Origin of the sequence: Cytobacillus sp. FSL W7-1323 (genome assembly GCF_038595015.1) — a bacterium.
Taxonomy (GTDB): domain Bacteria; phylum Bacillota; class Bacilli; order Bacillales; family Cytobacillaceae; genus Cytobacillus; species Cytobacillus kochii.
Genome location: NZ_CP151998.1, coordinates 1,866,918 through 1,885,583 on the forward strand (window position 1 = coordinate 1,866,918; position 18,666 = coordinate 1,885,583).

The 18,666-nt window shown below is 39.2% G+C and carries 17 protein-coding genes; 15 read left to right on the top strand and 2 right to left on the bottom strand.

Annotated elements, in window-relative coordinates; genetic code table 11:
• The first annotated feature begins 208 nt into the window (after window positions 1-208).
• The 13 genes from MKX67_RS09755 (at window position 209) to pyrE (ending at window position 13,819) form a co-directional block, all read left to right on the top strand.
• A complete protein-coding gene (locus MKX67_RS09755; RefSeq protein WP_224938549.1) occupies window positions 209-502 on the top strand; it encodes a hypothetical protein in 294 nt (97 codons plus the stop codon).
• An 88-nt stretch (window positions 503-590) separates the two neighbouring features.
• Entirely contained in the window at window positions 591-1,076 is a 486-nt protein-coding gene (gene lspA, locus MKX67_RS09760) for a signal peptidase II (protein WP_095369597.1), read from the top strand.
• A complete protein-coding gene (locus tag MKX67_RS09765; protein ID WP_095369596.1) occupies window positions 1,057-1,962 on the top strand; it encodes an RluA family pseudouridine synthase in 906 nt (301 codons plus the stop codon). The genes lspA and MKX67_RS09765 overlap by 20 nt, the downstream gene beginning before the upstream one ends.
• Before the next feature lie 186 nt (window positions 1,963-2,148).
• Window positions 2,149-2,691 (top strand): bifunctional pyr operon transcriptional regulator/uracil phosphoribosyltransferase PyrR, encoded by a 543-nt coding sequence (gene pyrR / locus MKX67_RS09770; RefSeq protein ID WP_095369595.1) that lies wholly within the window; start codon window positions 2,149-2,151, stop codon window positions 2,689-2,691.
• 131 nt (window positions 2,692-2,822) lie between these two features.
• The gene (locus MKX67_RS09775; RefSeq protein WP_095369594.1) at window positions 2,823-4,100 is read left to right on the top strand and encodes a solute carrier family 23 protein; all 1,278 of its coding nucleotides are present in this window, start codon (window positions 2,823-2,825) and stop codon (window positions 4,098-4,100) included.
• A 203-nt stretch (window positions 4,101-4,303) separates the two neighbouring features.
• Window positions 4,304-5,239: an aspartate carbamoyltransferase catalytic subunit gene (locus tag MKX67_RS09780; RefSeq protein WP_095369593.1), complete on the top strand. Its 936-nt coding sequence runs from the start codon at window positions 4,304-4,306 to the stop codon at window positions 5,237-5,239.
• Entirely contained in the window at window positions 5,202-6,488 is a 1,287-nt protein-coding gene (locus MKX67_RS09785) for a dihydroorotase (RefSeq protein ID WP_095369592.1), read from the top strand. Before MKX67_RS09780 ends, MKX67_RS09785 begins: the two co-directional genes overlap by 38 nt.
• Window positions 6,485-7,573: a carbamoyl phosphate synthase small subunit gene (locus tag MKX67_RS09790; protein WP_322909211.1), complete on the top strand. Its 1,089-nt coding sequence runs from the start codon at window positions 6,485-6,487 to the stop codon at window positions 7,571-7,573. The genes MKX67_RS09785 and MKX67_RS09790 overlap by 4 nt, the downstream gene beginning before the upstream one ends.
• Window positions 7,570-10,788 (top strand): carbamoyl-phosphate synthase large subunit, encoded by a 3,219-nt coding sequence (gene carB, locus MKX67_RS09795; RefSeq protein ID WP_095369590.1) that lies wholly within the window; start codon window positions 7,570-7,572, stop codon window positions 10,786-10,788. The genes MKX67_RS09790 and carB overlap by 4 nt, the downstream gene beginning before the upstream one ends.
• Window positions 10,785-11,564 carry a dihydroorotate dehydrogenase electron transfer subunit gene (locus tag MKX67_RS09800; RefSeq protein ID WP_095369589.1) on the top strand — a complete coding sequence of 260 codons (780 nt, stop codon included), beginning with the start codon at window positions 10,785-10,787 and terminating at the stop codon, window positions 11,562-11,564. Before carB ends, MKX67_RS09800 begins: the two co-directional genes overlap by 4 nt.
• The gene (locus MKX67_RS09805) at window positions 11,561-12,502 is read left to right on the top strand and encodes a dihydroorotate dehydrogenase (RefSeq protein ID WP_095369588.1); all 942 of its coding nucleotides are present in this window, start codon (window positions 11,561-11,563) and stop codon (window positions 12,500-12,502) included. The genes MKX67_RS09800 and MKX67_RS09805 overlap by 4 nt, the downstream gene beginning before the upstream one ends.
• On the top strand, window positions 12,474-13,190 hold the full coding sequence (gene pyrF / locus MKX67_RS09810; RefSeq protein WP_095369587.1) for an orotidine-5'-phosphate decarboxylase: 717 nt from the start codon (window positions 12,474-12,476) through the stop codon (window positions 13,188-13,190). Before MKX67_RS09805 ends, pyrF begins: the two co-directional genes overlap by 29 nt.
• Window positions 13,187-13,819 carry an orotate phosphoribosyltransferase gene (gene pyrE / locus MKX67_RS09815; RefSeq protein WP_322909212.1) on the top strand — a complete coding sequence of 211 codons (633 nt, stop codon included), beginning with the start codon at window positions 13,187-13,189 and terminating at the stop codon, window positions 13,817-13,819. The genes pyrF and pyrE overlap by 4 nt, the downstream gene beginning before the upstream one ends.
• Before the next feature lie 82 nt (window positions 13,820-13,901).
• On the opposite strand, the gene MKX67_RS09820 is transcribed toward pyrE, so the two are convergent.
• Window positions 13,902-15,002, bottom strand: coding sequence for a LuxR C-terminal-related transcriptional regulator (locus MKX67_RS09820; protein ID WP_322909213.1), 1,101 nt, complete (start codon window positions 15,000-15,002; stop codon window positions 13,902-13,904).
• Between the two features lie 169 nt (window positions 15,003-15,171).
• Here MKX67_RS09820 and MKX67_RS09825 point away from each other — a divergent pair, with 169 nt between their 5' ends.
• Together MKX67_RS09825 and MKX67_RS09830 are read left to right on the top strand one after the other, a co-directional pair.
• Window positions 15,172-15,927: a glucose 1-dehydrogenase gene (locus tag MKX67_RS09825; RefSeq protein ID WP_322909214.1), complete on the top strand. Its 756-nt coding sequence runs from the start codon at window positions 15,172-15,174 to the stop codon at window positions 15,925-15,927.
• 22 nt (window positions 15,928-15,949) lie between these two features.
• Window positions 15,950-16,693: a glucose 1-dehydrogenase gene (locus MKX67_RS09830; protein WP_322909215.1), complete on the top strand. Its 744-nt coding sequence runs from the start codon at window positions 15,950-15,952 to the stop codon at window positions 16,691-16,693.
• A 72-nt stretch (window positions 16,694-16,765) separates the two neighbouring features.
• On the opposite strand, the gene MKX67_RS09835 is transcribed toward MKX67_RS09830, so the two are convergent.
• Window positions 16,766-18,478: an NFACT RNA binding domain-containing protein gene (locus MKX67_RS09835; RefSeq protein ID WP_307314503.1), complete on the bottom strand. Its 1,713-nt coding sequence runs from the start codon at window positions 18,476-18,478 to the stop codon at window positions 16,766-16,768.
• Window positions 18,479-18,666: the final 188 nt, after the last annotated feature.

The window sequence follows — 18,666 nt, forward strand, 5'->3', positions numbered from 1 at the left end:
AAAGCAAGTACGTTAGTGCATGGTTTTTATAATGTCTCGGCTTTTCACACTTTCCATTTTAATCCTTCATGATAATGAGTAAAAACTAATAAAATTTTCCTCAACCTGCAAAACTTGTTCAGCTTGTAAAATCTTTAGAGGCGTTCAAAATTAGCCAGTTGCTCATAATAACTTTATGAACAATCTTGTAGGATGAAGGGGGATTTTTTTGAACAATCAACCACATGTTATTCCACTAATTGAAGAGCTTCGTAATACGAGACAAGAGTTACTTGAGAGGTTAATGCAAAGTAATCTTCACCCCTTTATAAATGAAATGATATTAGATGAACTATATGATGTTGAAAAGGCAATTGAGAAGTATGAAAATGGCCAATTCGGCACATGTGAAATTTCTGGTGAGTTTTTGCCAGAGGATTTATTAACATTAATCCCTACGCTGAAAACAATGGACGATTGTCAGTCTCTTAAAAGGTTCTATCGTAAAGCCCTATATGATTAAAACGATCGCTTAAAGAGCAAAGCTACCGTTTTTTATGGGTTTATGCTAAAATGCAAAGGTATACAAATGAATATTGGAGGTTGCCTTTGTGTTTTTCTACATAATCGCTTTATTGATTATTGCTTTTGATCAATGGACTAAATGGTTAATTGTCAAGAATTTTACGCTTGGTGAAAGTATTACTGTCATTGAAGATTTTCTGTATATTACTTCCCATCGGAACACAGGTGCAGCCTGGGGAATATTAGAAGGTCAAATGTGGTTCTTTTATTTGATTACTGTTATTGTCATCATCGGAATCATTTATTATATGCAAACACATGCGAAGGGAAAATGGCTTCTTCAGCTCTCATTAGCACTTATATTAGGTGGTGCAATTGGAAACTTTATTGATCGTCTTTGGCGAAAAGAAGTGGTTGATTTTATTCATACTTTCCCGTTCGGATATAACTTCCCGATATTTAATGTTGCGGACTCCTCTCTATGTGTAGGTGTCGTGTTGTTATTAATACAGATGATACGAGAGGAAAGAGAAGTGAAAAAGGAGAAAGCAAATGAGCAAAGTGGAACATAATGTCACCGATAATCAAGCGGGTGATCGAATTGATAAGGTGCTGGCTAATCTGAATGCAGAATGGTCAAGAACACAAGTGCAAGAATGGATAAAAGCAGGACATGTGCTTGTCAATGGTAATAAAGTGAAAACAAATTATAAAGTAGTAAATGAAGACCATCTTGATATTATTATTCCTGATCCAGAGCCATTAGATGTAGTTGCTGAGGATATGGATTTGGATATTTACTATGAAGATAGTGATGTTTTAGTTGTCAATAAACCGAGGGGAATGGTTGTACACCCTGCGGTTGGACATGGAACAGGTACATTGGTAAACGGATTATTGGCACATTGTAAAGACTTATCAGGTATAAATGGGGTTATGAGACCAGGTATTGTCCATCGCATTGATAAGGACACTTCCGGCCTTCTGATGGTTGCTAAAAATGATCTTGCCCATGAGAAGTTAGTAGAGCAACTAGTTAATAAGACGGTGACGAGAAAATACAAAGCGATTGTTCACGGCGTTGTCAATCATGATCATGGCACAATTGATGCGCCAATTGGCAGAGATACGAAAGATCGTCAAAGTATGACGGTTGTGGATGGTGGCAAACATGCTGTAACGCATTTTAATGTTATCGATCGTTTTAAAGATTTTACTTTGATAGAATGTCAGCTCGAAACGGGAAGAACGCATCAAATCCGTGTTCACATGAAATATATTGGCTTTCCATTAGCTGGCGATCCGAAATATGGACCGCGAAAAACGCTTGAATTCGGAGGACAAGTGCTTCATGCAGGTGTGTTAGGATTTAATCATCCAAGAACAGATGAGTACCTTGAATTTACGGCACCATTGCCAGCTGATTTTAAACAGCTAATTGCTATGTTGAAAAAATAATTGTTGACACATAAGTTGAAGTGTTATAAGATGAATTCAGTTAAATAAGTCCTTTAAGAACAGTCCCGTGAGGCTGGGAAGGAAACGGTATGAACATACGGTTGTTGTATGTTCAAATAAAGTACAATCGTTTACCCTCTCATCCTTAGGTGAGAGGGTTTTTTAGTATAAAATGAGGTGAAAAAGATGTCACAAAAAGCCATTGTACTGGACGAACAAGCGATAAGAAGAGCACTGACAAGAATAGCTCATGAAATGATTGAAAAGAATAAGGGCATAGAGGATTGTGTGCTTATTGGAATTAAGACAAGAGGAATTTATATTGCTAATCGCTTAGCAAAACGAATAGAAGAAATTGAAGGTGCCAAGGTTTCGGTTGGTGAAATTGACATTACGCTATATAGAGATGACTTATCAAAGAAGACAGCTAATCAAGAACCACTTGTTAAGGGTTCAAATATCCCGATTGATATTAACGATAAGAAAGTGATTGTCATTGATGACGTCCTTTATACTGGAAGAACGGTAAGAGCAGCATTAGATGCTTTAATTGATATAGGTAGACCTTCAGCTATTCAATTGGGTGTGCTTGTCGATCGTGGTCATAGAGAATTACCGATTAGAGCCGATTATGTGGGGAAAAATATTCCAACTTCAAGTTCAGAAAAAATAGTTGTCGAACTAAATGAAATTGATCAAACAGATCAAGTTAGTATTTTTGAAAAATAAATGAGCCCTTTTTAAATGCAGTCCAGAGAGGCTGACAAAGGGGGAAGTAATAGACTGCTCCTGTCTATGCTTACCAACCCTCTTTGTCCGCAGGCAAAGAGGGTTTTATATTAAAGGGGAGAAATACCACCATGAATAAACCAGTATTAGACATACATGATAAACCAACGCCAGTACATTGGCTCACTCTCAGTTTACAGCATTTATTCGCCATGTTTGGTGCAACCATCTTAGTACCATACTTAGTAGGATTAAGTCCGGCCATTGCACTAATCTCAAGTGGTATCGGCACACTTGCTTTCCTAATGATTACAAAATGGAAAGTACCTGCTTATCTAGGTTCGTCGTTCGCATTTATTATCCCTATACAGACGGCACAGCTCGAAGGTGGACCTGGTGCTGCTATGATAGGGAGCTTTATGGCAGGTCTCGTTTATGGGATTGTCGCTCTTATTATTAAGCAAGCAGGTTATCGTTGGATTTTAAAATTATTACCACCAATTGTTACAGGACCTGTTATTATCGTTATTGGACTTGCGTTATCAGGAACAGCGATAGACATGGCCATGAACAACCCCGTAACAGGAGAATATAGCATGCTTCACTTCTCGGCAGCTTTAATTACACTTGCTGCTACAGTAGTTATCTCAGTATATGGAAAAGGTATGTTTGGAATGATTCCGATTCTTGCTGGTATAATTATCGGTTATGTATATTCACTCATGATTGGTATTGTTGACTTCTCGGTTGTTGCAAAAGCTGCATGGTTTGAAATGCCTGAATTTATCTTTCCTGTAATGGATTATGATGTCAGAATTACTCTTGATCTTGCTCTATTGATGATTCCAGTAGCTGTTGTCACTCTTTCTGAACATATCGGTCATCAACTTGTACTCGGAAAAGTCGTTGGCAAAGACTATATTAAAGACCCAGGCTTACATCGCTCAATCTTAGGTGATGGGATGGGAACCATGTTATCAGCTCTCATTGGTGGGCCACCGAAAACAACGTATGGAGAAAATATCGGTGTACTTGCGATCACCAAAATTTACAGTGTTTATGTAATTGCAGGCGCAGCAGTGATTGCCATCGTCTTCGGTTTTGTCGGAAAAGTAACAGCTTTAATAAGTTCAATACCGACACCTGTTATGGGCGGTGTTTCAATCCTTCTATTCGGTATCATAGCTTCTTCAGGGTTAAGGATGCTTGTAGATAATAAAGTGGACTTTGGTAATAACCGTAACTTAGCTATCGCCTCTGTTATCCTAGTATTAGGAATTGGCGGCGCGCATTTACAACTTTGGGTATTCAACTTAGAGGGAATGGCGATTGCTGCAATTGCTGGGGTTATACTCAACTTAGTCTTACCGGGTAAACCGGATGTAGATGAAAATATGTTTGAAAACTAATTACGCCTTTTAAAAGGAATCCAGAGAGGTTCATAAGGGTGTTGAAGAGCTCAGTTCAAAGTGGGAAGAAAAATCCCACCTTTGTACACTCATGTTTATTCGACACCTTGACTTGTTTTTGTCAAGGTGTTTTTTAATAGCAAAGCAAAGAAGTCAAGGTTGATCAAGCTTTACGTTTCAATAAAAAAAGGAGGCTGTCTTTTATGGAACATTGTCTCACTACAACTGATCTAACAATAGACGAAATTCAAGGGATTTTAGCCGATGCAGAGCATTTTATTAACGGTAAAATGTGGAAACCTAAAAACAAAGTTTTTATCGCTAATCTCTTTTTTGAAAATAGTACAAGAACAAAGTGTAGCTTTGAAGTAGCTGAAAGAAGATTGGGCTTAGATATTATTCCATTTGAAGTGAGTACTTCTAGTGTGTCAAAGGGTGAAACGCTCTATGACACAGTAAAGACGCTTGAAGCAATTGGTGTTCAACTAGCTGTCATCAGGCATAATGAGAATTGTTATTTTGATCAACTGATTGGGAAAACCAATAGTGCGATTATTAATGCAGGCGATGGATGTGGCCATCATCCAACACAGTCTTTGCTTGACTTACTAACGATCAAACAAGAATTCGGTAGCTTTAAAGGGTTAAAGGTAGCCATCGTTGGTGACTTACGTCATAGCCGTGTTGCCAGGTCAAATGCAGAGAGCTTAAATCGGTTAGGTGCGAACGTAATTTTCTCAGGACCAGAAATATGGTTCGATCAAGACATGGCACAACATGGACAATATGTGTCTATCCATAAAGCGGTCAAAGAAGCTGATGTTATCATGCTGCTTAGGGTACAGCATGAACGTCATGAAGGTGGTAGATGGGACGCTGAAAAATACCATAAAGCATTTGGGTTAACACTTGAACGGGAGAAAATGATGAAAAAGGGCAGCATTATTATGCACCCTGCACCAGTTAACCGCGGCGTAGAGATTGCAGACAGTCTAGTTGAGTGTGGACGATCAAGAATTTTCAAACAAATGCAAAATGGTGTATTTATTAGAATGGCGGTATTAAAAAGAATAATTGAACAATTTGAAAGGGGAGAGCGTAATGGGAATCATCATCAAAAATGGTCAATTGCTTACTAATGAAGGGGAGTTACTTCAACAGGATGTGTTAATTAATGATGGGAAGATTGAAGAAATCGGTGAATCCATCGTAGTAAATGATCATGAGGTCATTGATGCAACAGGTCAACTTGTAACAGCAGGATTTGTCGACCTTCATGTCCATTTGCGCGAACCGGGTGGTGAACATAAAGAAACAATTGCAACTGGTACACAGGCAGCGGCACGAGGCGGATTCACTACAATTGCTGCAATGCCTAATACAAGACCTGTACCAGATAGTAAGGAACAAATGGAGACACTACATAAAAGAATCACTGAAACAGGCGTAGTAGAAGTATTACCATATGCATCTATCACTATAAGAGAAGCTGGAGTCGAACTAACAGATTTTGCAGCACTTAAAGAAGCAGGGGCATTCGCTTTTACTGATGACGGGGTTGGCGTACAGTCAGCTGATATGATGTATTCAGCCATGAAGAAAGCAGCTGAAGTAGATATGGCAATTGTCGCTCATTGCGAGGAAAATACACTAATTCATAAAGGAGCTGTTCATGAAGGGAAGTTTTCAAAAGCACAAGGTATAAATGGTATCCCTTCAGTATGTGAATCTGTGCATATTGCAAGAGACGTGCTATTAGCAGAGGCAGCAAATTGCCATTATCATGTTTGTCATATTAGCACAAAAGAATCGGTTCGGGTGGTAAGAGATGCCAAAAGGGCAGGTATTAAAGTAACGGCAGAAGTGACACCACACCACTTATTATTATCAGAAGAAGATATCCCTGGTCTTGATACAAACTATAAGATGAATCCTCCACTTAGAGGCAAAGACGATCAAGAAGCGCTGTTAGAGGGTCTACTAGATGGGACAATCGATTTTATCGCAACTGACCATGCCCCGCATGCAGCAGAAGAGAAGGCTGAAGGGATGACATTATCACCATTCGGTATTGTAGGATTGGAGACAGCTTTTCCACTTCTTTATACGAACTTTGTTAAGAAAGGTATTTTCACACTAAAGCAACTCATCGATTTCTTAACAAGAAAACCAGCTGAATCTTTCTCTTTAAATAGAGGACTATTACAAAAAGGAAGCAGGGCGGATATTGTATTGCTTGATTTAGAAAAGGAAGAAGCAATTGATCCTGATACCTTCTTATCAAAAGGTAAAAATACACCGTTTGCTGGTTGGAAGTGTAAAGGTTGGCCAACTACGACAATTGTTGCTGGAAAGGTAGTCTTTAAAAAGGGGAGTGTAACAGCGTGAAAAGACAATTAATTTTAGAAGATGGCACAGTATTTATTGGTGAAGGCTTTGGTAGTGGTAAACAAACGATGGGTGAAGTCGTATTTAATACAGGCATGACAGGATACCAAGAAGTGTTATCTGACCCTTCATATTGTGGCCAAATCGTTACTTTAACTTACCCGTTAATAGGTAATTATGGTATTAACCGTGATGACTTTGAATCCATTCATCCAGCTATCAGTGGCTTCATTGTGAAAGAAGCAGCGGAATATCCTTCAAATTTTCGTCATCAACAATCGCTTGCTGAGTACTTTTCTATGAAAGACATTCCAGGCATCGCTGGGATTGATACGAGAAAATTAACAAGAATCATCCGTAAAGCAGGAACTTTAAAAGGGACGATTTGTAGCATGGAAGAAAATGTTGCCGAGATATTAGAAAAAATGAAAGCAACCAAACTGCGAGTCGATCAAGTAAAACAAGTATCAACAAAAACGCCTTACCCATCACCAGGGCGTGGCAGAAGAGTAGTATTAGTTGATTTTGGTATGAAACACGGGATTTTAAGAGAATTGAATAAAAGAGATTGTGACGTCATTGTTGTTCCATACAACACGACTGCACAAGAAATCTTAAATTTAAGTCCTGATGGCATCATGTTATCAAATGGCCCTGGGGATCCAAAAGATGTGCCACAAGCAATTGAGATGGTTAGAGAGATTCTTGGGAAAGTTCCACTGTTCGGCATTTGTCTTGGACATCAAATCTTTGCGCTCGCTTGCGGGGCCAATACGGAAAAGATGAAATTTGGTCATCGTGGATCGAACCATCCTGTAAAGGAATTGGCTACAGGTAAGATTGCGATCACTTCACAAAACCACGGCTACTCTGTAGATGAAGCATCGATTACACAGACAGAACTTGAAATAACACATATTGCTTTAAATGATGGCACGGTTGAAGGGTTAAAGCATAAAGTGCACCCTGCTTTCACTGTACAGTATCATCCAGAAGCTTCACCCGGACCTGAAGATGCCAACGGACTTTTTGAACAGTTTTTAACACTAATTGAAATGAACAGACAGGAAGGTGTTTATCAATGACAAAGCGTACAGACATAAAAAGCATACTTGTAATTGGATCAGGACCGATTGTCATTGGGCAAGCAGCAGAATTTGACTACGCGGGTACACAAGCTTGTATCGCTCTAAAAGAAGAAGGATATCGAGTCATTCTCGTTAATTCGAATCCAGCAACGATCATGACAGATACAGAGATTGCTGATGCAGTCTATATCGAACCTTTAACACTTGAGTTTGTGAGTAAAATTATTAGGAAAGAACGTCCAGATGCGCTCGTGCCAACATTAGGTGGTCAGACTGGTTTAAACTTGGCGGTTGAATTGGCCAAATCAGGCGTATTAGAAGAATGTAATGTCGAGATATTAGGTACGAAACTTTCGGCTATTGAACAAGCAGAAGATCGCGACTTATTCCGTACATTAATGAATGAGCTCGGTGAACCAGTACCAGATAGTGAAATTATTCACACGCTAGAAGAGGCCAAACAATTTGTTGAAATTGTTGGTTACCCAGTCATCGTCAGACCTGCTTTCACACTAGGTGGAACAGGTGGAGGTATTTGCCACGACGAAGAAGAACTAAATGAAATTGTTATAAGCGGTTTGAAAAACAGCCCGGTGACGCAATGTTTGTTAGAGAAAAGTATTGCTGGTTTTAAAGAAATAGAATACGAGGTTATGAGAGATTCAAATGATAATGCCATCGTTGTTTGTAACATGGAGAACATTGATCCTGTAGGCGTCCATACTGGTGACAGCATTGTCGTCGCGCCGAGCCAAACGTTAAGTGATCGTGAATATCAAATGTTAAGAAACGCTTCGCTCAAAATTATTAGAGCACTCGGCATTGAAGGGGGCTGTAACGTACAATTAGCCCTTGACCCTTACAGTTTCCATTACTACATTATTGAAGTAAACCCGAGGGTTAGCCGTTCTTCTGCCTTAGCCTCTAAAGCAACTGGCTACCCGATCGCGAAGTTGGCAGCGAAAATCGCTGTCGGATTAACTTTGGATGAAATGATGAACCCGGTAACAGGGAAAACTTATGCCAGCTTTGAACCAGCATTGGACTATGTCGTTACCAAAATTCCTCGCTGGCCCTTTGATAAATTTGAATCGGCTAACCGTTCATTAGGGACACAAATGAAAGCAACTGGGGAAGTCATGGCGATTGGTCGAAACTTTGAAGAATCGATTTTAAAAGCTGTCCGATCACTAGAAGCAAATGTTCATCATCTCGCATTACAAAATGGAGACGAAATAGATGATGCCCTTTTACAAAAGCGGATTCGTAAAGCAGGCGACGAACGATTATTCTATATCGGAGAAGCATTAAGGCGCGGTGTCACCATTGAAACCATTCATGAATGGAGCCAAATTGATTTGTTTTTCTTATACAAATTCAATAAAATTGTTAAGCTGGAAGATCAATTAGCGGCGAATATTGGTGATCTAGAAATCTTGCAGGCAGCAAAAAAACTAGGGTTTGCTGATACAACAATTGCACAAATATGGTCAATGGAAGAAAGAGAAGTCTATGAAAAGAGAAAAAATGCGGGCATTACACCAGTTTATAAAATGGTCGATACTTGTGCAGCTGAATTTGAGTCGGAAACACCTTATTATTACGGAGCATATGAAGATGAGAACGAATCTGTTGTAACAGATAGAAAAAGCGTGCTCGTATTAGGGTCTGGTCCGATTAGAATTGGTCAAGGGGTAGAATTCGATTATTCCACTGTCCACGCCGTTTGGGCAATTAAAGAGGCAGGATATGAAGCGATCATCATTAACAACAATCCAGAAACCGTGTCAACTGACTTCAGTATTTCGGATAAGCTCTACTTCGAACCTTTAACAATAGAAGACGTCATGCATATCATCGACCTTGAACGTCCTGAAGGGGTTGTCGTTCAGTTCGGTGGCCAAACGGCGATCAATTTAGCGGCAGGACTTGTTGAACGAGGAGTGAAAATCTTAGGAACCTCACTTGAAAATCTTGATCGTGCAGAAGACCGCGACAAGTTTGAACATGCATTGCACAAATTAGACATTCCGATGCCAGAAGGAAAAACAGCATTATCGGTTGAAGAAGCAGTGGAGATCGCGACTGATATCGGCTATCCAGTTCTAGTCAGACCATCTTATGTACTAGGTGGTCGCGCGATGGAAATCGTCTACAAAGAAGAAGAACTCCTGCTGTACATGAAGAATGCTGTAAAAGTAAATCCTGAACATCCGGTATTAATCGATCGTTACTTAACTGGTAAAGAAATCGAAGTGGATGCGATTAGTGATGGAGAAACGGTAGTGATTCCTGGGATTATGGAACATATCGAACGAGCTGGCGTACACTCAGGTGATTCAATTGCTGTCTATCCTCCGCAAAATATTAGCCAAAGCATTCAGGCGAAGCTGGTTGATTATACCGAGAGATTGGCAAAAGGGCTTGGCATTATCGGATTGTTAAATATCCAATATGTCATCTCAAAAGGTGAAGTCTATGTGCTAGAAGTGAACCCTCGCTCAAGTAGAACGGTACCTTTCTTAAGTAAAATTACAAATGTACCAATGGCAAAAATTGCAACAAAGGTTATTTTAGGAGAAACATTACAAAGTCAAGGGTATGAAAATGGTTTAGTGCCGGAGAAAGCCGGCGTATACGTTAAAGTACCGGTATTTTCTTTCGCGAAACTGAGGAGAGTTGACATTACGCTTGGACCAGAAATGAAATCAACTGGTGAAGTGATGGGCAAAGATCAAACGCTTGAGAAAGCATTATATAAAGGATTAGTTGCTTCAGGTATGAAAATTTATCCATATGGCACGGTTTTAATGACTGTAGCAGATAAAGATAAGGAAGAAGCTTTGAGTCTAGCAAAACGCTTTGCCTCTATCGGTTATAGATTGATGGCAACCAGTGGAACGGCAGAATATCTTCAAAGTGCGGGTATACCGGTTGATATTACGAATAAAATTGGCACAGATGAACCAAATTTACTTGATGTCATCCGAAACGGTCAAGCGCAAATTGTTATAAACACCTTAACAAAAGGGAAGCAGCCAGCAAGAGATGGTTTTAGAATTCGTAGAGAATCGGTTGAAAATGGGGTCCCATGTTTAACATCCTTAGATACAGCAGATGCCATTCTCCAAGTAATTGAATCGATGACTTTCTCTGCTGATGCAATGAATAATTTAGAAGAAAAAGCAGTACAGGAGGCGGTTTTCTTATGATCAAACAAGAATTATGTCAAGTGATTGATCAAACAGAAATCGCAACAAATATTTATGAGCTCACCGTAAAAGGTGAGCTTGTTCATGAAATGAAAGAGCCAGGACAATTTGTTCATTTGAAAGTGAATAGTGGTCTTTCACCGCTTCTAAGAAGGCCCATCTCGATTGCAAATATCAATCAAGACGAACAGACTTTCACGATGATCTATCGTGCAGAAGGAAAAGGTACACGCTTGTTAGCAACGTTACAACAAGGCGACCTTCTTGATGTATTAGGTCCGCTTGGTCACGGATTTCCTGTAGAGGAGACGGACGCTTCTGATACGGCATTGCTTGTCGGTGGCGGTATTGGAGTCCCCCCGCTATATGAACTTTCGCAAAGACTAACTGCCAATGGTGTAAAAGTTATTCATGTCCTCGGGCATCAAACAAAGAATGCTGTTTTTTATGAAGAAGAGTTTAAACAATTAGGTCCTACTTTTATCGCGACTGCTGATGGTAGTTACGCTTATTCAGGATTTGTCACAGATATTATTAAGAATGAAAATATAACGTTCGATGTTTTGTATACTTGTGGGCCAACGCCCATGCTCCGAGCACTTGAACAAGAATATAGACATAAAAAAGTATTTTTATCATTAGAAGAGAGAATGGGTTGTGGAATCGGTGCTTGCTTTGCCTGTGTATGCCATACAGCAGAAGATCCCACAGGCGTGTCTTATAAAAAGGTTTGTAGCGATGGGCCAGTCTTTAAGGCAGGGGAGGTTGTCATATGAGCGCTTTGAATATTAGTTTACCAGGGCTTGAGTTGAAAAACCCAATAATGCCGGCATCTGGTTGCTTCGGTTTCGGTAGAGAATATAGTGACTTGTTTGATTTAAGTCAGCTCGGTGCGATTATGATTAAGGCAACAACGAAAGATGCAAGATTCGGTAATCCCACACCAAGGGTAGCGGAAACATCTGCCGGAATGCTGAATGCGATCGGCCTGCAAAACCCAGGATTGACGAAAGTCGTAGAGGAAGAATTACCGTGGCTTTCGCAGTTTGATGTACCAATCATAGCTAATGTCGCCGGTTCAATGGAAGAAGATTATATCGAGGTGGCAAAAGAAATTTCGCAAGCGCCGAATGTCCATGCACTTGAATTAAATATTTCATGTCCCAATGTGAAAACAGGTGGTATTGCTTTTGGAACCGTGCCAGAAATTGCGCAATCATTAACGAAGAAGGTAAAGGAAGTATCAGCTGTTCCTGTATACGTGAAACTCTCGCCGAATGTCACAAATATCGTTGAAATGGCAAAGGCTGTTGAACAAGGTGGTGCTGACGGATTAACGATGATCAATACTCTTGTTGGTATGAGAATTGATATAAGGACCGGTAAACCAGTAATCGCCAATAAAACGGGTGGTCTTTCTGGGCCGGCCATTAAACCAGTTGCTATTCGCATGATTCATGAGGTAAGCCAACAAGTAGCGATTCCAATCATCGGCATGGGGGGCGTGGAATCAGCTGAAGATGTGATTGAATATTTTTATGCCGGGGCGAGCGCCGTCGCAGTGGGAACGATGAACTTTGTTGATCCATTTATCTGCCCAAAAATCATAGCAGAGTTGCCAGAACTTATTCATTCTTTAGGATTTGATCATATTTCTGAATGTACCGGAAGGAGCTGGAAAACAGTTGAAAAACTCACTCATCATCGCGCTTGATTTTGCTAACCGTCAACAAGTGGAAGATTTTCTCAAACCTTTCACAAATGAGCAATTATTCTTAAAGGTTGGAATGGAGTTATATTATCAAGAAGGTCCACAAATTGTGGAACGATTAAAAGCTGAAGGCCACCAAGTTTTCCTTGATTTGAAACTGCATGATATTCCGAATACAGTCAAAAGTGCCATGAAAGGACTTGCTCGTCTCGGTTGTGATCTCGTGAATGTCCATGCAGCTGGTGGTATAGAGATGATGCGGGCAGCTGTTGAAGGACTTGAGGAAGGGAAAGTGCAAGGAAAGGAACGGGCAAAGCTTATTGCTGTTACGCAATTAACGAGCACATCTAGGCAGCAAATGAATAGTGAACAGTTAATCCCTGTTTCTTTAAATGAATCTGTGTTGCATTATAGCCAAATAACAAAGCAAGCAGGCTTAGATGGTGTGGTTTGTTCGCCTTTTGAAGCCAAACAAATTGCCAAGAAGGTGGGCGCTGATTTTTTGACCGTGACACCAGGAATAAGAATGGAGACTGACGACAAGCAAGATCAAAAAAGAGTGGCAACACCTGATTTTGCCAGAGCTGAAGGTGTTTCAGCAATCGTCGTAGGGCGATCCATTACTAGAGCATCTAATTCCCTTGCTGCCTATTATCAAATCAAGAATCTTTGGGAGGGTATTTCCGTATGAAAAAACAAATAGCAGAAAGTTTATTAACTATTAAAGCAGTCGCACTAAATCCTAAAGATCCTTTTACGTGGTCATCTGGTCTTAAATCACCAATCTACTGTGATAATCGTTTAACATTAGCTTATCCTAAAGTAAGAAATGAAATTGCGCAAGGGCTCCAAGCACTTATTGAGGAACATTATGCAGACGTTGAGGTGATTGCTGGGACAGCGACTGCAGGCATTCCACATGCTGCATGGGTAAGTGATCGGATGAATTTACCGATGTGCTATGTTCGGTCAAAGGCGAAAGCTCACGGTAAAGGCAAACAAATTGAAGGGAAAGCGGAGAAAGGGCAAAAAGTTGTCGTCGTCGAAGATTTAATTTCGACAGGTGGCAGTGTGATCAACGCTGTCGAAGCACTAAGAGAGGCAGGGTGTGAAGTTCTAGGGGTTGTCGCTATTTTTACTTATCAATTAGCAAAAGGCGAAGAGTTACTTCAGGCAGCAAATGTTTCCGTTCACACACTTTCCGATTTTGAATCATTAAAAGAAGTTGCAAAGAATCAAGGGACAATCGAGGCATCCGATTTTGCAGTATTAACTGAATGGAGAAAAGACCCGCAAGCATGGGGGAAAGCATTTGCATAAATAAGTGGCGGCGAAAAGTTAGCAATAGCAAACTTTTCGCTTAGCCTATCTAACAGTATACAGTTTTATCAGTAAAGAGGAATTAATGTAATAATCCCGATTGAAAAGCAATCGCCACAACTTGTGTGCGATTTTTTGCTTTTAGTTTAGTCATTAATTGACTGACATAATCTCTCACCGTATGCTCGCTTAAATAGAGCATGGAGGCTATGGTTTTATTATCATGACCATCAGCTAGTAGGATGAGAATAGAATGCTCCCTTTGGGTAAGATGAATGGAGGATTGGATCCTATCATTTCCACTTTTTCGAGAAAAGAATAAACCCAATAATATACCTACTTCATTGATATAATCTAACTCTTCTTTACTATATTCAAACGCCTCTCCCTTTTGGTCAAAAGTTAACCAGCCATATAATTGTTCTTCACATAAAATGGGAAGAAAGATAATCGAAGATAAGCCGAATAATTCAATATGTTCTTGTCTAATTAATTGCTTAGGGTCTTTTAAGAAAATTGGTTTCTTTGTAGAGAAGACTGAGAAATTCTCTCCTAATTGACCTTTCATACTCTGTACTTTGATAACTTCTGTTCCGACTGCACCATAAAATTCATTGGACCACGGAATATAACCATAAAAAACACAGCGTTTAAACCCAAACCAATCTTCACATTTTTTTAGGATATCGGGGAGTTCCGTCTTCGATGAACGAATTAATAATTGACTTAATTTAGTTAAGGGTTCTCTATGAGGTATTTGCTTCTCTTTTTTTGCTATTTGCTGATATGTTTTCAGTAAATCTGATTGTAAGTTAAATAAAAACATGATAAACCCATCGTTCTTATGAATTTTTTCTTTCTTTAATAAGGTTGTTACCGCTTTTTGTAGAATCAATGAAAACAAATATAATCGTTCAGTGGATAGAATGGATATTTGCGCATAAAGCCAATCTATTAACTGATTATGAATGTCTTCCTCCATTTCTCCCATTTGTATATGGTGAAACCATTCTGTAAAGGAACGGAGTAGCAGTGTAACCGCCTCAAAATGCTCTTCGTCAGAAATCCCCTCGACATTGAGGTAGATCCGGATATTTTCTTCTAAGTTTTGCCTATATGTTTTCATAAAGAATATAAATTCCTGCAATGTAACTTCTTCAAAACGATCATGAGATTGAGCCATGAAATTCCCCCTATATATGACTGTAAAATAGCTACTCATAAACAGTATCTTATAGGATAGCGCTAAAAAGTTAAAGTTTGTATCATTGTAGATGTGGGGTGAACAATGAATGAATTGTTGATAAGTAAGGATATTCATGTAAATATGACAGCAGAGAAGGGATAAGATTATGAGATTAAATGAAAAAGTGGCTGTTATTACTGGTGGTGGCACGGGGATTGGGAAAGAAACGGCACTTCTTTTTGCACAAGAAGGAGCAAAAGTTATTCTGACAGATATTCATGAAACGTCTGGTCAAGGTACCGTCGAAGAAATCAAGGCAAATGGTGGGGAAGCAATATTTGTTCGCCATGATGTAAGTAATGAAAATGATTGGCGTAAGGTCGCTGATGAGGCGATAAAAGCTTATAACCAAGTAGATATTCTCTTCAATAATGCAGGGATTTATATCATTAAACCACTAGCTGAAATTGAGCTAGTGGAATGGAATAAATTAATGGCTATTAATGTAGGGGGTGTGTTTTTAGGAATGAAGCATATTATGCCATTAATGGCGGAGCGGCAGAAAGGTTCTGTGATTAACGCTTCTTCTATTGCTGGCTTAGTTGGCTCTCCAGGCCATGTTTTATATGGTGCAAGTAAAGGTGCTGTACGTGTCATGACTAAGGACGCTGCCATTGAATATGCTCCAATGGGTGTTAGAGTAAATTCTATCCATCCAGGGTATATTGATACTGGCATGGCTGATTATGCTTCAGAACAGACTGGTCAGTCAAAAGATGCACTAGGAAAGAACCTATTTCCACTCGGTTATTTAGGTAAAGTAAAAGATGTAGCTAATACAGTGCTCTTTTTAGCTTCAGACGATTCAGCATACACTACAGGGGCAGAGTTTGTCATTGATGGTGGAGCGACAGCAAGATAATGAAAAGAAAGAGGAGATTAAAATGAAATTACAAGATAAAGTAGCAATCGTAACAGGTGGAGCAAGTGGTATTGGTGAAGCAGTTGTCAAAGAATATGTAAAAGAAGGTGCAAAGGTTGTCATAGCTGATTTCTCTGACAAGGGACAAGCTCTTTCTGATACTTTGAATAAAGAAGGATATGAGACTTTATTTGTTAAAACAGATGTATCAAAAGAAGAAGATGTGAAAAATGTCGTTGCACAGACAGTTAATCAGTTTGGAAAGTTGGATATCATGTATGCCAATGCGGGGATTGCTAGTGACGGGCCAGCAGCTGAATTAGATTATGATAAATGGAAAAAAACGATTGATATTAATCTTTCTGGTGTGTTTCTATCAGATAAATACGCAATCGAACAATTCCAAAAACAAGGAAGCGGCGGTGTAATAGTGAATGCAGGATCTATTCATAGCTTTGTCTCACTGCCTAATATACCAGCATACTCATCTGCAAAAGGTGGCGTGAAACTGTTAACACAAAACTTATGTACGGCATATGCGAAAGAAAATATCCGTGTAAATGCGGTTTGTCCGGGATACATTGATACGCCTTTATTATCGGAATTAGAATCAGATGTGAAGAATCACCTGGCCTCCCTTCACCCACAAGGTAGACTTGGAAAACCAGAAGAAATTGCTAAAGCTGTTTTATTCTTATCAAGTGATGATGCGAGCTTTGTAAATGGTACAACCTTATTAGTAGATGGTGGTTATACAGCACAGTAACTTTTAACTAATAAAAAACCCAATTGGATGGAGCGCCTGGTAGAGTAAGGCGTTCATCTCAATTGGGTTTTGTTATTTCTTTTTACTAAGTGAAATGACTTTTTCTTCATCAGGGGTGACAAAGATTGTTTGTTGTTGATCATAAATGACAAACCCGGGCTTAGCACCACTCGGCTTTTTCACATTACGTACCTTTGTGTAATCGACGGGTACACTACTTGAGTTACGCGCTTTACTAAAATAAGCAGCTAAACAAGCAGCTTCTTGTATAACTTCATTACTTGGCGCTTTATCTCTAATGACCACATGTGACCCAGGGATATCTTTTGTATGGAGCCAGATGTCGTCTTTTGCAGCTAACTTATTCGTCAAGTAATCATTTTGTTTATTGTTCTTACCAACAATGATTTCTGTCCCATCGCTAGCGACAAAATAATCCAGGATAGGTTTGGCATTGACCGGCTTTTTCTGTTTTTTTTGTCTTTCACGTAAGTAACCGCCTTCAATAAGTTCCTCCCGTATTTCTTCAATATCTTTCGGTGAAGCGGCTTGTATTTGTTGTAAAAGATGATCGAAGTAGTTAACTTCTTCATAGGCTTGATCTATTTGTTCTTGTACAACTTGTTTAGCGTGTTTAGCTTTTTGATATTTCTTAAAGTATATCTGTGCATTTTGCGAAGGTGTTTTTTGTGTATCTAGAGGGATAAGCACATTGCTGTTATTTTCATCATAATAATTGTTCACTTCAATCTCATCCATCCCTCTTTGAATGGCGTACATATGAGCTGTAATTAATTCACCGTACAATTGAAATTGCTCGGCGTTTTTTGCTTCTTGCATGGTTAGTTTTAATTTCTCTATCTTTTTTGTGTTTTTTTCTTTTTCATTGCTAATAAATTTTTCCAAGTCATTGCCTTGTTGTTTGACGCGATCTCTTTCTGCTTTGCCGAAATAATAGCGGTCAAGCATTAGACTTAAGCTCTCAAAATGACGCTGCTCTCCCTGAATATGATCTAACTGGAGGAAATAAAAAGTCTCTTTATGTTCATTTATTGTAATGGTCGGTTGAACTTCTTTGTTTTTTATTTTATCCATTGTCTTAATAAAGGCAGCAGGTATTGTTGTACGGTTGGCTAATCCAGATTGGAATACAACTTCTTTTGCAAGTAGGGGAGAAAACCCGCTGTAATGTTGCACAAGTTGTTTATCTAACTTCCCACTATTAAAGTCCATTCTTCGTAATACATCCGTCTCATCAGCTTCTAATGGGTTGGCTTTATTTTGAGCCGGAGGAGCCACATAAAGTTGACCCGGAAGCAGGGCACGATGACTATTTACCGCATAAGATACATGCTTGATACAATCTAAGATCATGTTTCGTTCTTGATCGACCAATGTAATATTACTGTGACGTCCCATGATTTCGACGATGAGCCTCTTATATGAGATATCGCCAATTTCATTACGACCTTTAACGTTAAATACTATGATACGATCTAGGTCCATTTGTTGAATATCTTCTAATATATATCCCTCTAAATGTTTTCTTAAAAGCATGCAGAACATCGGTGGAATACTGGGGTTATCATATGCTTCATTTGTTAATTGTACGCGTGCATAGCTTGGATGCGCAGACAATAGTAATTTATGATTTTTTCCGTTAGCTCTAATTACTAAGATGATTTCATTTTTATATGGTTGGTGAACTTTATTAATTCGACCACCTTTAAGAGTAGCTTGTAGCTCCTCTACCATCGCTTTTGTAAATAATCCATCAAATGACATCTCTAACATCCTTTTCTACGCTCTTAGTTATCCGAAAGGCGTCTCTTTACTTTATGGAAGCTATTTTCCCATAAACAAATGGTTTTTAAAAGCTTTCTGTTTATGTAAAATACATTCTTTCTCATAATAGCATAGCATTTTTTAGGACGAGACTGAATAAGCTTTCATGAGAGCCTTAAAAATAGGAC

Excerpts from the sequence above, each read along its gene's own strand:
- MKX67_RS09765 (WP_095369596.1), top strand. The coding sequence starts at position 1,057 with ATGAGCAAAGTGGAACATAATGTCACCGATAATCAAGCGGGTGATCGA.
- pyrR (WP_095369595.1), top strand. The coding sequence starts at position 2,149 with ATGTCACAAAAAGCCATTGTACTGGACGAACAAGCGATAAGAAGAGCA.
- MKX67_RS09775 (WP_095369594.1), top strand. The coding sequence starts at position 2,823 with ATGAATAAACCAGTATTAGACATACATGATAAACCAACGCCAGTACAT.
- MKX67_RS09780 (WP_095369593.1), top strand. The coding sequence starts at position 4,304 with ATGGAACATTGTCTCACTACAACTGATCTAACAATAGACGAAATTCAA.
- MKX67_RS09785 (WP_095369592.1), top strand. The coding sequence starts at position 5,202 with ATGGGAATCATCATCAAAAATGGTCAATTGCTTACTAATGAAGGGGAG.
- carB (WP_095369590.1), top strand. The coding sequence starts at position 7,570 with ATGACAAAGCGTACAGACATAAAAAGCATACTTGTAATTGGATCAGGA.
- MKX67_RS09800 (WP_095369589.1), top strand. The coding sequence starts at position 10,785 with ATGATCAAACAAGAATTATGTCAAGTGATTGATCAAACAGAAATCGCA.
- MKX67_RS09805 (WP_095369588.1), top strand. The coding sequence starts at position 11,561 with ATGAGCGCTTTGAATATTAGTTTACCAGGGCTTGAGTTGAAAAACCCA.
- pyrE (WP_322909212.1), top strand. The coding sequence starts at position 13,187 with ATGAAAAAACAAATAGCAGAAAGTTTATTAACTATTAAAGCAGTCGCA.
- MKX67_RS09820 (WP_322909213.1), bottom strand. The coding sequence starts at position 15,002 with ATGGCTCAATCTCATGATCGTTTTGAAGAAGTTACATTGCAGGAATTT.
- MKX67_RS09825 (WP_322909214.1), top strand. The coding sequence starts at position 15,172 with ATGAGATTAAATGAAAAAGTGGCTGTTATTACTGGTGGTGGCACGGGG.
- MKX67_RS09830 (WP_322909215.1), top strand. The coding sequence starts at position 15,950 with ATGAAATTACAAGATAAAGTAGCAATCGTAACAGGTGGAGCAAGTGGT.
- MKX67_RS09835 (WP_307314503.1), bottom strand. The coding sequence starts at position 18,478 with ATGTCATTTGATGGATTATTTACAAAAGCGATGGTAGAGGAGCTACAA.